We start from the raw sequence: 11,949 nt of genomic DNA, 5'->3' as shown, positions 1-11,949 counted from the left end.
ACCTCAACGTGCTGGTGCGGCCCCCTCCGCGCCCCCGAACCAGCCACGCAGGAAGAAGGCGCCCACCGTGGACAGCAACAGGGGGATGAGGAATGCGGGCCGCACCAGCACGTTGAGGTAGCCCGGCCGCGCCCGGCCTCGCAGCGTCAGCAGCACGAACGCCAGCAGCGCCAGCGCCCAGTACAGCGGCGGCCACCGCGCCGAGCCCCCGCCGCGCAGCGACGCGAGCGACGCCTCCGCGTTGAGCAGGCCGTGGCCGTACTGCTCGCTCCACGCCTGGTCCGCCGACTTCTTCGCGCCCGCGTAGAGGGCCTGCTCCACCTCGTCCGGGCCCTTTGCGCCGGCGGCGTACAGCATCGCCGACACCGCCGCGACGTGCGGCGTGGCCATGCTGGTGCCTTGGTAGGACGCGTAGACGAAGCGCGAGACGTCGCGCGGGTCCAGCGTGTTCTGGAGGATGCCCCCCTGGTCGCCCCGGCGCTTGTCACCACCCGGCGCGGCGATGTCCAGCTCCTTTCCGTAGGAGGAGTACGGGGCCAGCACGCCGTCCGGCCCCACGGCCGACACCGCCACCGCGCCCGGGTAGGCCGCGGGGAACTCCACCGTCGCGCGCCCGCCGTTGCCGGCCGCGGCCACCACGGTGACGCCCTTCTTGCGCGCGTACTCCACCGCGCTGGCCATCACCTGCGAGTACGCCCCGCCACCCAGGGACAGGTTGATGACGTTCGCGCCCTTGTCCGCCGCGAAGCGAATGGCGTCCGCGATGTCCGCCGTGTTCCCGCCACCGAAGTGGTTGAGCACCTTGACGGGCATCAGCGTCGCGTCGAAGGCCACGCCCGCCACGCCTTCACCATTGTTGGTGGCCTGGGCGATGGTGCCCGCCACGTGCGTGCCGTGCCCGTGGTCGTCGTTGGCGTGTTCGTCGTCGTTGACGAAGTCGAAGCCCTTCACGAACTTCACGCCCTTGAGGTCCGGCGCCTGCTTGAAGTCGCCGTGGTCCTCGTACGCGATGCCGGTGTCCAGCACCGCCACCACCACGCCCTTGCCCCGGTTGCGCTCCCAGGCCTTGGGCATGTCGATCATCCGCAGGTTCCACTGCTGCGCGAAGTGCGGGTCGTTCGGCGTGAAGCTGGCGCGGACCTCCATCAGCGGCTCGGCGGCCTCCACGGCCGGGTGCTGGCGGATGCGCTCGAGCACCCCGTCCACGTCGTCCACGCCGACCGCCACCGTGAGGGCCTCGTCGGCGCTCTCCACGGAGTTGAGCTCCAGGTCGACGCCCCAGTCGGCCTCCCAGGCGTCGAACTCCGCCTTCGTCGTGCCGTCCTTGAAGTCCACGACGATGGCGCTCGCCACCACGTCCCGGGCGTCGAGCGTTCGCAGATTCGCGGGGGGAGGCGTGTCCTGCTCACGAGAAGCGGGCGCACAGGCGGCCGTCAGCGTCAGGGCCAGCGCCGCGCCACCCAGGGTCCATCGCACCATCCGCATCAGGCCACTCCTTGAGAAACGAAACACGCGTCTGGAAGACCCCTACGAACGAACGTCGCGACGATTGGGTCTGCACCGACAGTCTGGATGTCCCCTCTCCCTGCGTGCAAGGGCGGCAAGGAGGAGAAACGTGAAGAAGTACGATGGTTTGCGCTACACCGGTCATACGCCGGAGAGCCGCCGCAGCCAGGCCGCGACGGCCCGGCCGACCTGAGGAAGGTTCCGCTGGAAGGTGGGACCGGCATCGTCGATGACCTCTAAGTCGCCCCCCGTCCGAGCGACAGCGGCGGAGACGGCGGCCCGGGGCAGCCGGGTGTCCTCCTCGCCCTGTACCACCAGGAGCGGGCACGTCACCCGGGACAGGACCTCCGGCGCCACCAGGGCCGGGGCTACCAGACACAGGCCGCCCACGGCGGGGTACTTCGCCTGAAGCGCCAGGGCCACCTGAGCGCCCCCGTGGAGCGACGCCACGGCCAGCGCGTGGGTCCCCGCGTTCTCCAGGAGCATCCGCATGGCGGCCTCCGCGTCCGCCAGCAACTCCAGGTCCCGGCCCCGCTTGCCCTGGCTGGCCCCCACACCCCGGTGGTTGAAGCGCAGCGTCGGAAAGCCCGCGTTCGCCACCGCCCAGACGAGCTCCGCCGCGATGACGTGGTCCATCCCGCCCCCCTCGTCCGGCCGGGGCGGAATCACGAGCAGCGGCGGTACCCGGCTCCCTCGGTGCGTGGTGCCCTCCATGACCTCCGAACCCACCGGCACCAGCGTCGCGCGCTCGAGGAACTGACCTTTCTGGACCATGCCCCACCTTAATCCCTCCCCCCTCGCGTGGCCGCCCACACGCGGCGTCCGACAAGAACCCACACACGATTTCACGCAAAATCTCCGCCAGAAGGAAACTTCCAGGTGGATTCGAGGACAATGCGGAAACACCCCCAGATTCCGCAGGAGCCCCCACCTCATGAGCACCATCCAGCGCGGACGGAACAGCATCGCGCAGACCTCCCGCAGCACCGCCGACCGTGTTCGTGGAGGTGGCTCACCTGCCACCAACACCGTGCAGCCTCCCGTGACGGGTGGCGCCGCTCAGCGCGGCGTCGTGGTGGATGGCTTCGACAGCCGCTCCGCGCAGACGCGCGCCGTGGGTGGCGTCTTCACCGCGCCCGCGGGCTCCAAGGACAAGGTCTTCGACGGCAAGCTGGTGGGCGCCGGCGGCCAGACGTTCGAGCCGAACACGCCGCTCAACCAGGTGCCCGCCTTTGTTCCGGCGAACAACCCGAACGCCACGGCGACGGTCGTCTACGTCAACGGCATCAGCACCAACAAGGACGGCCAGGCGCGCGAGCTGCAGGCCATCGCGAACAGCACCGGCATGCGCACCCTCGGCGTGCACAACGCCACGTCCGGGATGATCGCCGACGTCATCCAGGCCGCGAAGGACAAGCTGAACAAGGGCAAGAACCCCGCGGTCGACTCGCTGTCGGACATCGTCTACTCCGAGCTGAAGGCGGGCCGTGACATCCACCTGATGGGCTACAGCCACGGCGGCCTCATCACCTCGCGCGCGCTGAAGGATGTCGGCAACCGGCTGCGCATCGAAGATGGGATGTCCAAGGCGCAGGTGGAGCAGCTGCTCAGCCGCGTCAACGTGGAGACCTTCGGCGCGGCGGCGGCCACCTACCCGGACGGCCCCAACTACGTGCACTACGTCAACAACAAGGACGCGGTGCCCGTCATCTTCGGACAGGGAAGCAAGGGTTGGACGCCGGGCGACCTGTTCCGCGACGCTGGCAAGGGCGCGCAGGTCCACCACTTCTCCGAGGGGGGCATGTTCAGCGGCGCCCACTCGCTGACGGAGACGTACCTGAACCACCGCGCCCCGTTCGACGAGGCCCGCACCGGCAACTTCTGAGCCGCCCTCTCCCAACGGGAGACAGCAGAGGCCACGAGGTTCATCACCTCGTGGCCTCTTGCGTTTCAGCCCTGGAGCGCGGGCGCGCTACACGGACTGCAGCACGTAGAACTTGAGGTACTTCCCCTCCGGGAACTGCAGGCGCACCGGGTGGTCCGGCGGCTGGTAGCGCTCCTCGACGAGCGCCAGGTCCACGCCCGCCTTGAAGCCCGCCTCGCGCACCGCGCCCATGAAGTCGTCCGGAGTCACCCGCGCCGAGCACGACGCCGTCGCCAGCAGCCCGCCCGGCCGGAGGAGGGCCAGCGCCTGCCGGTTGAGGGACGCGTACCCGTCGATGGCCGCCTGCACCGCGCGCTGAGTCTTGGCGAAGGCGGGCGGGTCCAGGATGATGAGGTCGAAGGTGCGGCCCTCGTCCTTGAAGGACTGGATGATCTTGAAGACGTCCGCGGCCAGGAAGTCGTGCTTCTCCGCGGCGAGGCCGTTGCGCGTGAAGTTCTCCCGGGCCAGCGCGATGGCGTCCGGGTCCTGATCCACGGAGAACACGCTGTTGGCCCCGCCCAGCGCCGCGTTGACGGAGAAGCCGCCGCTGAAGCTGAAGCAGTTGAGCACGTCGCGGCCCTTGCCCAGCCGCCGGATGAGGTAGCGGTTCTCCCGCTGGTCCAGGAAGAAGCCCGTCTTCTGCCCCTTCCAGGCGTCCACCATGAAGGTGGCCCCGCGCTCGCGGATGGGAATCAGCTCCGGGGCCTCGTGGCCGTAGAGCATCTTCCCGGAGCCGCGGCCCTCGTCCTCGTCGACGTCGTCGCGGCCCACCTCGTCGCGGCCGATGATGCCCTTGAGCCCGGGCACGCCGGCCTTCAGCGCCTCGATGAGGAGCGGCCGGTATGGCGTGAGGCCCGCGGAGTACAGCTTCATCACCGCCCAGCCCGCGTACAGATCCACCACCACGCCCGGCAGGCCGTCGCCCTCGCCATGAATCAGGCGGTAGCTGTCCGTGTCGGTGAGGTCGATGAGCGCCGTGCGCTCGGACAGGGCCTGACGCACCCGCCGGGTGATGAAGCCCGCGTCCACGGTGTCGCGGGGGTCGCGCGTGAGCACACGCACGGCGATGGCCGAGTGCGGGTCATAGTACCCGCGCGCCACGAACTTCCCGTTCTCCGTCAGGTCCACCACGCTGCCGGCCGGAATCCTCGGTACGTGCTCCAGCGCCTTGCGGAACACCCACGGGTGCCCCGCGCGCAGGTGGCGCCCCAGCCCGCGCGCCAGCTCCAGCTTCACGACATTCACGGTGTCACTCCTCACGAGCCGCGCCGCGGCCCCTCCGGGCCAGGATGGCGCGAGCCAGTTCCTCGAAGCCCCGCCCCTCGGGCGCCCGGGTGATGAAAGCAGGTGGTGCCTCGATGCGGTCCAGGACGGCCCGCACGTTGGCCACGCCCACGCCCAGTCCAAAGGCGGCGAACATCGGGGCGTCGTTGAAAGAATCCCCCGCGTATACATAACGGCCGTCACGCGGGTCCAGCCGTTCGCCCCACGCCGTCCGCGCGAAGCGCCGCGTGGCGCTCAGCTTGTCGAAGCGCCCCAGCCAGCAGTTGATGTGGACCGACGAGCGCACGGCCGTCACGCCCCGGGCCACCAGCAGGGACTCGATGCGATCCGCCCCCGCGGCCCCCAGGCGGGCCTCCTCGTTGTAGTCCACCGCCAGGTCCACTTCCGTGTACGCGCTGTCCATCGACAGCCGCGCGCCAGGCACCTGCTTGAGGACCCGGGCCACCTCGGACTGGAGCCGCCGCCGGTTGGCCACCCGCTCCGCCGGCGCCTCCGCGTAGACCTTCCGCAGCCGGCCGTGCGCGCCCTTCAGGAAGAACAGGCCGCCGTTCTCAACGATGACGCCATCCACGGGGAGCTGCCGCGCCCAGGCCTCTCCCCAGCCCGCCGGGCGGCCGCTCACCAACACCACGCGAAGACCCGCGGACGACAGGCGCTCCAGCGCCCGCACCGTGCCCGAGCGCAGCTTGTGGTCCGTGGTCAGCGTTCCATCCACGTCCGTGAAGACGCCCTCCACGCGGGACAGGTCGGCCTCGCGAAGCGGGCGCGGGACTCGCGCGTTCATCACATCACGTCCAGGCCGGCGAGCAGCCCCTGGAAGGTGACGATGGTGGACCGCAGCTCGTCGGGCGGGAGCTGGCCCACCTGGAGCTTGCGCGCCTTGCGCAGGAAGGCGTCCAGCTCCGTCGCGCGGCCGTAGAGGGACTGGCCGCTGCCGGCCGCCTCGGCCAGGGCCCGGGCCGCGCCCGCGGGGTCCGAGCCCACCAGCGCCATGGCGCGCTCCAGCCGGACACCGCACGACGCCCATACCTCACGGTCATGGATGATGAGCAGCTGCCGCTGGTTCACCGCGGACAGGCCTTGAACAAAGGTGTCCAGGGCCTCCACCACCGCCACCAGCTCCGCGCGGGACGGGTTCGGGAGGATGGCCAGGCGGCCCACCTCCGCGCGCATCTCCACGACGTGCCGCTTGTCCTGCGCGCGCAGGTTCCGGTACGCGGCCGTGCGCCCGAAGGCGTCCAGCTCCGTCTGGAGCTGCTGGGCATTCCACTGCACGTCCTGCGCCTCCGCATCGCGGACCTTCTTCAGGCGCGCGGTGAGGATGCGGCCCAGGTCGGCGGTGATGGCGCGGACCGTCACCGCGGCCTTCACCTCCGCCGCGTAGCCCGGCACCACCTGGGCCCGCGTCACCTCGCCCAGGAGGCTCGCCGACTCGAACACCAGGTTGCTCATCTGCTCGCGGAACCGGGCGCGGACGCGCTGGACTTCCGCCAGCAGCGTCCACCGGTCGCTCACCACCGACGGGTTGCGCATGGCCTCGCCCAGCTGGGTGATGCCCTGGGCAATCTGGCTCATCGCCTCCTGGAGGATGCCGACGGGGGCCTGCGTGCTGGCGCCACCCGGGGACTGCGCGGGGAACTCTTCCCGGATGACGTTGAGCAGGCCGTTGACGTCCATCACCGTGTCGCGGATGACGGGCGCCATCTCCTCCCACAGGGAGAGGTCCGGGGAGGAGTCCACGACGGGCGCCTCGTACCGCACCAGGTCGAGGTCGCTCAGCCGGGAGATGGCGTGCGCGGTGGCGACGTACACCTTGCGCAGGCGGCCGGCGAACGCCGGATCCGGATGGGACTGGAGGATTTCTTCGAGCCTCGCGGACAGCGAGGCCTGGGGGGTCTCAGCGGCTTCAGACACGGGTGTCACACTCTAGCGCTCGACTTCCGCGCGGGGGAGTTCTAGCACTCGCCTGCGGGCCATGCCGCTGGCTTGGGAGCGCTACGGGATGATTCAGGTCTGTCTTGTGAAGGACGGTCAACTTCTCACCGGTGGTGAAGAGCTGCTGGGCGAGGAGGGCCGGAAGTGGATCGACGTCCTTCATCCGACCGAGGAGGTGTTGGCCCGGCTGGCCGCGCGGTTCGGGCTGCACAAGCTGGCCGTGGAGGACTGCCTCCACCTGGACCAACGGCCCAAGCTGGAGGAATACCCCAACCACCAGTTCGTCGTCCTCCAGGGATTCTCCGTCACGGGCAAGGACATCTGCGAGCTGACGTTGCACGAGCACCACTACTTCCTGGCGAAGGACTGGCTCATCAGCGTCCACGAGCTCCCCTTCACCGGCCACGACACGGTGTTGCGCCGCGTGAAGGACGACCCGCAGGCGACGCTCATCCGCGGGACGGACTTCGTCTTCTACATGCTCGCGGACACGCTGGTGGACGCGCAGTTCCCCATCCTCGACGCGTTCAGTGACGAGCTCGAGGACCTGGAGGGTGCCATCTTCGAGAAGCCGGAGAAGTCCCACCTGCACCGCATCTTCGCCCTGAAGCGGATGCTGGTGACGCTCCGGCGGGTGCTGTCGCCCCAGCGCGACGTGGTGGGCCTGCTGTCCCGGCGCGGCATCCCCCATGTCCACGAGAAGACGACGCTCTACTTCCGTGACGTGTACGACCATCTGGTGCGGCTGTACGAGCAGATTGATGCCGGGCGCGACATCATCGGCAACGTGATTGATGGCTACCTGTCCATGGTGGCGAACAAGACGAACGACATCTCCAAGCAGCTCACCATCTTCGCCACTATCTTCCTGCCGCTGTCCTGCATCGTCGGCTTCTTCGGCCAGAACTTCGACCGGCTCTACACGAACGGCGCCTGGTACTTGATGTGGGCGTCGATTCTCGGGCTGCCGGTGGGGATGATCTTCTGGTTCAAGCACAAAGAGTGGCTCTGACATTTCCGCGAGGAGAGGAAACATGCTGACCGTCACCGTGGATGGCGTCCCCCTGCACTACCAGGACGAGGGCAAGGGCCTCCCCGTGCTGCTGCTGCATGCATTTCCGCTCAACGGCAGCGCGTTCGACAAGCAAGTGAAGGCGCTGTCGGGGCGCTACCGCTTCATCGTCCCGGACATCCGGGGCTTCGGTGAGAGCGCGCTGGGCGACGGCCCCACGGAGATGTCCCGCATCGCGCGTGACGTGCTGGCGCTGCTGGACGCGCTGAACCTGGACACCGTGGTGGTGGGCGGCGTGTCCATGGGGGGCTACGCCGCCATGGCCCTGCTGCGCGAGGACGCGGGCCGCGTCAGCGGGCTGGTGTTGATGGACACGCAGGCCACCGCGGACGACGCGGAAGGCAAGGCGCGGCGGGAGACCTCCGCGAAGCAGGCGCTGGAGTCCGGCGTGGAGCCCATCATCCAGGCCATGCTTCCCAAGCTGGTGGCCTCGGGACCGGACTCACCGGTGGCCCAGGAAGTGGCCGCGTTGATGCGCACGGCCTCGCCCGCGGGGGTCGCTGCCGCGCAGCGCGGCATGGCCCTGCGTCCGGACAGCAAGGACATGCTGGCGCGGTACGCAGGCCCGGCACTGGTCGTGGTGGGAGAGCACGACACGCTCACCCCGCCAGCCAAGGCGAAGGAGATCGCCGGACTGATTGCCGGGGCGAAGCTGGAGGTCATTCCGGAGGCGGGGCACCTGGCCAACCAGGAACAGCCCGATCGGGTCAACGCCGTGCTGGAGGCCTTCCTGACGTCGCTTCAGGGGCCCAGCGCTTGAGTGAAGGCTGGTGGCTCGCCGTGCCCCATGCGAGCATGCGGGCCGGACGTTCCAGCCCGTTTCCGCCGAGGGTGCCGTGGACCGCATGCATCTGAAGGACGTCGAGGACCGCGACTCCGATGGCCACTACGGCCGGCTGATTCGCATGGCCCGCGAGGTGGGCTCGCCCGTGCCGCAAATCTGGCACCTGTTCGCCTACAAGCCTCGGCTGGGCGAGGCCCTGTCCCGCTTCACCCATGAAGTCATGCGGGGCCCTTCCCCGCTGTCGCCCGGACTGAGAGAGCTGATTGCCGCGTATACGTCGCGCGGCAACCAATGCTTGTTTTGAACGGGCTCTCACGCCGCGGTCGCGGCGGAACTGCTGGGCAATCCCGACATGGTGAAGACGGTCCTGGAGGACGTGGCGACAGCCCCCATCTCCGAGGCCGAGCGGGCCCTCTTTGCCTTCGTGGACACGCTCAATCACCGCGCGGCGCAGGTGGGACGGGAAGACATCGCGCGCTTGAAGGACGCCGGGTGGACGGACGAAGCCGTCTTCGACACCGTGACGGTGTGCGCGCTCTTCAACTTCTACAATCGCTGGATTGACGGCACCGGCGTGCAGGACATGCCCGCGGAGATGTATCAGCGCAGCGGGCAGCGGATGGCCGCCGCAGGCTATGCGCCGCCGCCACCCGCGAAGCCCGAGGAGTGACGCCGCCGCGTGAGCGCTCAGCGGCGATGCTTCCGCTGGGCGGCTTCGAGGACGGAGTCCTTGAGCAGATAGCCGAATCCGGCGTTTCGCAGGCGGAGGGCCAGGTCGCTGGCCGTGGTGCGCAGGCGCTCCGCCGTGACCTCCAGATGCCAATCGCACTGGGCAAGCTGTGACAAGAGGTAGGCCCGGCGTGTCTGGGCCGCCGACAGGCGATACGTCTTGAGGTACTCCAGGGTGCCGTTCGGACCGACGATGGCCTCGCCGATGTGGTTCTCCTCGGCCGGGTCCAGCGAGCTGTGGAAGCGCTGGAGGAGAAAGCCGCCCGCCTTGTAGACACGGGTGGACGTCATGCTGGCGCCGAAGAGGCTCCCGGCCATGAAGCCGTGGAAGTCGGCCCAGTCCTGGCGCATGCGGTGCACCTCGTTGCGCAAGTCCTCCAAGCTGGACACCCGCGCGTCATCCAGGGTCAGCCCCAATTCGGGCGCGTCCCCCAGGAATCCGTACTGGAGCAGCAGGTCGCCATAGAAGTCCTCCACCAAGGTCCTGTGGAGCGCGCGGTAGTCGTCCGGGTGCGCGACGACGAAGGCCGACAACAACACGTCCGCGTTGAACAGCAGCAGGCCCACCTGCCGCGGATGGATTTCGAAGGTGCGCAGCGCCCCGTCCAGCATCGGCGAAACCCACCCGGGGACCGCGCTCTCGAAGCGAGGGTCCAGGCCTCGCGCGAGGCCCTCGCGGGAATACTCGGCCCAGGCAATCTCCGGCCCGCCGAACTGCAGGGACAGGAAGCCCTCCATCGCCAGATGCAACGGGAGCATCCGGAGCTGGCGGCGGTCCTCCCGGTGCACCATCCGGTGCAGCAGCCGGATGGAGAAGGGGCCGGCCTTCAGCCGCTTCCCGTCCACGGCTTGCAGCTGCGCTCCATAGACGGCTTCCGCCTGGCGGTTTCCCCACGTCATGACCAGGCCGTGAGGGACATACGAGATGTACTTGAGGCCAGGCTCCTTCAGCCCGCCCTTCACCGAGACGACCGCGGCCACGTCGTCGTACGTCCGCAAGGTCATGCGGAGGTCGCCGCGCACCTCGTCCCTCAAGACAGGCACCAACCGGATGCCACCCCAGACCTGCGAGGGCGCCAACCGCAAGCCCGCGGGCTCCAGCCGCTGAATGAGCCGTGCGTCCGTCATGATTCGCCCTCCTCCGCCAGCGGCGCATCCTGACGGCGCCCCTCGTCGTGGACCTGCCGGCCCCCGGCGTCCCGCTGCAACATCGCGCCCACGCGCGACGCGAGGTAGGCCTCCAGCTCGGAGAGCGACGCCGCCCCCTCCGCGAAGCGCGCGAAGCCCAGCACCGTGGGCACGTCCTCCGCGTCCCGGACGCCCACCGTGGGCACGGCCGCACCGAAGGAACGGGGGGCATACCCCTCTGAGTCGAACACCGGATTGACGTGGACCAGCGCAGTGCGGTGCTCCGGGTCAAGCTTCGAGCGGAACACGCGCGTCAGCTCGGCCACCGCCCTGGGCGGGTCATTGTCGTAGCCATCGGAGACGATGACCACCAGGTCGGCGCCCCAGGCCAACGCATCCAACAGCGGCGTGGCGATGTCCGTCTGCCCTCGTGCACTGACCAGCAGCGGCTCCTCCACCGGGCACGTCCACCACGCGCGGTACTCCCGGGCGGCCGCGGACAGCAGGTAGTGCGTGGCCAGCGCCACACCGAGCGGCCGGCGACGCTTCTCCAGCGACCCGGACGACGAATAGCTGTTGTCCAGAATCGCGGCCACCCGCTGCAACGGCGACGGGGCCCTGCGCAGGACGCGGGCCGCGGCCTGCTCCAGCGCGGCGTGCAGCTCCGCGTGGCGCTCCCTGCGCACCTCCGGAGACAGGGCCAGGACATACAGCGCCAGCTTCGTCAGGGAGGCCCGCCCCAGCTCCACCGGGGGCGGCGTCCCGCGCGCGCGCGCCGCGGATTCCTGCAGGCGCAGGCGCTCCGCCGCCGTGAGGCGCGGCTCGATGCGCTGGAGGAACACCTCGCGGGAGATGCCATGCTTCACCGCCAGGCCCTCCGCCACCGTGTAGGGCAGCTCGTAGAGGGCCTCGTGGGTGTAGTGCGCGCGGCGAAAGGTCTCCAGCAAGGGCTGGGTGAAGGCGCGCTTCTTCCAGCCGCGGAAGAGGAACGGCCCCAGCTCCCCTTCCAGCTTCAGGTGCCCGTGGGACACGGCGGCGCGCAGCTTGGAGCGGTACTTCACCGCGTCAAAAACCAGGTTGGCGCGGCCGTGGACGTAGTCCCGGGCAATGGCCCGCGCCCGGCGGTTGTTGATGCGCCGGCCGCGCAGGGACTCCAGGACACGGAAGGCCCGCTGGGGCGGCAGGGCGCGCAGCGCGGCGGCAATGAGCGCGCCCTCCTCCGCCTTGTCCCGGACATCCGCCGGGCTGCCACTGGCGAGCAGGTTGAGGATGATCTGCGCCTGATTGAAGTGGTTGATGCCCGCAGCGAGTGTCCGCGCGTAGAGCCGGCGGTAGTTGCCCAGGATGTACTGGTGCAGGAACTCGATGGAGACGGACTGGCCGCGCGCGTCGCCGTAGAACTCCCGCTGCCCCGTGCAGGAGAAGCAGGCGTTGACGAACATCACCAGGTCTTCACGGGCGACCTGCTCGCCGCGGACTTCCGCCAGTGCGGCCATCGTGTGCACGTCCTCCCCGGGCACCCGGGCTTGGGAAAGCAAGCGCCGCTCGGGGAAGAGTGAAACGACCGCGGGTCAGGCTCCAAAGGCT

At 69.5% G+C, this 11,949-nt stretch carries 11 protein-coding genes and 1 pseudogene; 5 read left to right on the top strand and 7 right to left on the bottom strand.

The genetic code is table 11. From position 1 onward, the window contains the following. Positions 1 to 15 precede the first annotated feature (15 nt). Positions 16 to 1,485 (bottom strand): annotated as a pseudogene (locus tag HV824_RS17910) (S8 family peptidase); the annotation flags it as partial. A 162-nt stretch (positions 1,486 to 1,647) separates the two neighbouring features. Next, on the bottom strand, positions 1,648 to 2,280 hold the full coding sequence (locus HV824_RS17905) for an alpha/beta hydrolase (RefSeq protein ID WP_176423846.1): 633 nt from the start codon (positions 2,278 to 2,280) through the stop codon (positions 1,648 to 1,650). Between the two features lie 160 nt (positions 2,281 to 2,440). Between HV824_RS17905 and HV824_RS17900 the strand changes: the two genes are divergently transcribed. Then, a complete protein-coding gene (locus HV824_RS17900; RefSeq protein ID WP_176419334.1) occupies positions 2,441 to 3,391 on the top strand; it encodes a hypothetical protein in 951 nt (316 codons plus the stop codon). 87 nt (positions 3,392 to 3,478) lie between these two features. Here the strand turns inward: HV824_RS17900 and HV824_RS17895 are convergent, their stop codons facing one another. Genes HV824_RS17895 through HV824_RS17885 form a run of 3 tightly spaced genes read right to left on the bottom strand, consistent with a single transcriptional unit; the run spans position 3,479 to position 6,637 of the window. Then, positions 3,479 to 4,675 (bottom strand): class I SAM-dependent rRNA methyltransferase, encoded by a 1,197-nt coding sequence (locus HV824_RS17895; RefSeq protein WP_176419333.1) that lies wholly within the window; start codon positions 4,673 to 4,675, stop codon positions 3,479 to 3,481. Between the two features lie 4 nt (positions 4,676 to 4,679). Continuing rightward, positions 4,680 to 5,498 carry an HAD-IIB family hydrolase gene (locus HV824_RS17890; RefSeq protein ID WP_176423845.1) on the bottom strand — a complete coding sequence of 273 codons (819 nt, stop codon included), beginning with the start codon at positions 5,496 to 5,498 and terminating at the stop codon, positions 4,680 to 4,682. Beyond that, positions 5,498 to 6,637, bottom strand: coding sequence for a hypothetical protein (locus HV824_RS17885; RefSeq protein WP_176423844.1), 1,140 nt, complete (start codon positions 6,635 to 6,637; stop codon positions 5,498 to 5,500). Before HV824_RS17885 ends, HV824_RS17890 begins: the two co-directional genes overlap by 1 nt. A 52-nt stretch (positions 6,638 to 6,689) precedes the next feature. Between HV824_RS17885 and HV824_RS17880 the strand changes: the two genes are divergently transcribed. The 4 genes from HV824_RS17880 to HV824_RS17865 all read left to right on the top strand — a co-directional run bounded on the left by HV824_RS17880 (position 6,690) and on the right by HV824_RS17865 (position 9,175). After that, the gene (locus tag HV824_RS17880) at positions 6,690 to 7,661 is read left to right on the top strand and encodes a magnesium transporter CorA family protein (RefSeq protein WP_255208123.1); all 972 of its coding nucleotides are present in this window, start codon (positions 6,690 to 6,692) and stop codon (positions 7,659 to 7,661) included. Positions 7,662 to 7,683: 22 nt separating this feature from the next. Next, positions 7,684 to 8,481: an alpha/beta fold hydrolase gene (locus tag HV824_RS17875; RefSeq protein WP_176423843.1), complete on the top strand. Its 798-nt coding sequence runs from the start codon at positions 7,684 to 7,686 to the stop codon at positions 8,479 to 8,481. 85 nt (positions 8,482 to 8,566) lie between these two features. After that, positions 8,567 to 8,809 carry a peroxidase gene (locus tag HV824_RS17870; protein WP_217917509.1) on the top strand — a complete coding sequence of 81 codons (243 nt, stop codon included), beginning with the start codon at positions 8,567 to 8,569 and terminating at the stop codon, positions 8,807 to 8,809. 48 nt (positions 8,810 to 8,857) lie between these two features. Next, positions 8,858 to 9,175 carry a carboxymuconolactone decarboxylase family protein gene (locus HV824_RS17865; RefSeq protein WP_217917504.1) on the top strand — a complete coding sequence of 106 codons (318 nt, stop codon included), beginning with the start codon at positions 8,858 to 8,860 and terminating at the stop codon, positions 9,173 to 9,175. A 17-nt stretch (positions 9,176 to 9,192) separates the two neighbouring features. Here HV824_RS17865 and HV824_RS17860 read toward each other — a convergent pair whose 3' ends face one another. Further along, positions 9,193 to 10,362 carry a hypothetical protein gene (locus HV824_RS17860; RefSeq protein ID WP_176419329.1) on the bottom strand — a complete coding sequence of 390 codons (1,170 nt, stop codon included), beginning with the start codon at positions 10,360 to 10,362 and terminating at the stop codon, positions 9,193 to 9,195. Continuing rightward, on the bottom strand, positions 10,359 to 11,858 hold the full coding sequence (locus HV824_RS17855) for a hypothetical protein (protein ID WP_176423842.1): 1,500 nt from the start codon (positions 11,856 to 11,858) through the stop codon (positions 10,359 to 10,361). Before HV824_RS17855 ends, HV824_RS17860 begins: the two co-directional genes overlap by 4 nt. Positions 11,859 to 11,949: the final 91 nt, after the last annotated feature.

The organism is Myxococcus sp. AM009 (assembly GCF_013372605.1).
Taxonomy (GTDB): domain Bacteria; phylum Myxococcota; class Myxococcia; order Myxococcales; family Myxococcaceae; genus Myxococcus; species Myxococcus vastator.
Note: the sequence above shows the minus strand (reverse complement) of the source record. Positions and strands in the feature narration are given on the sequence as shown.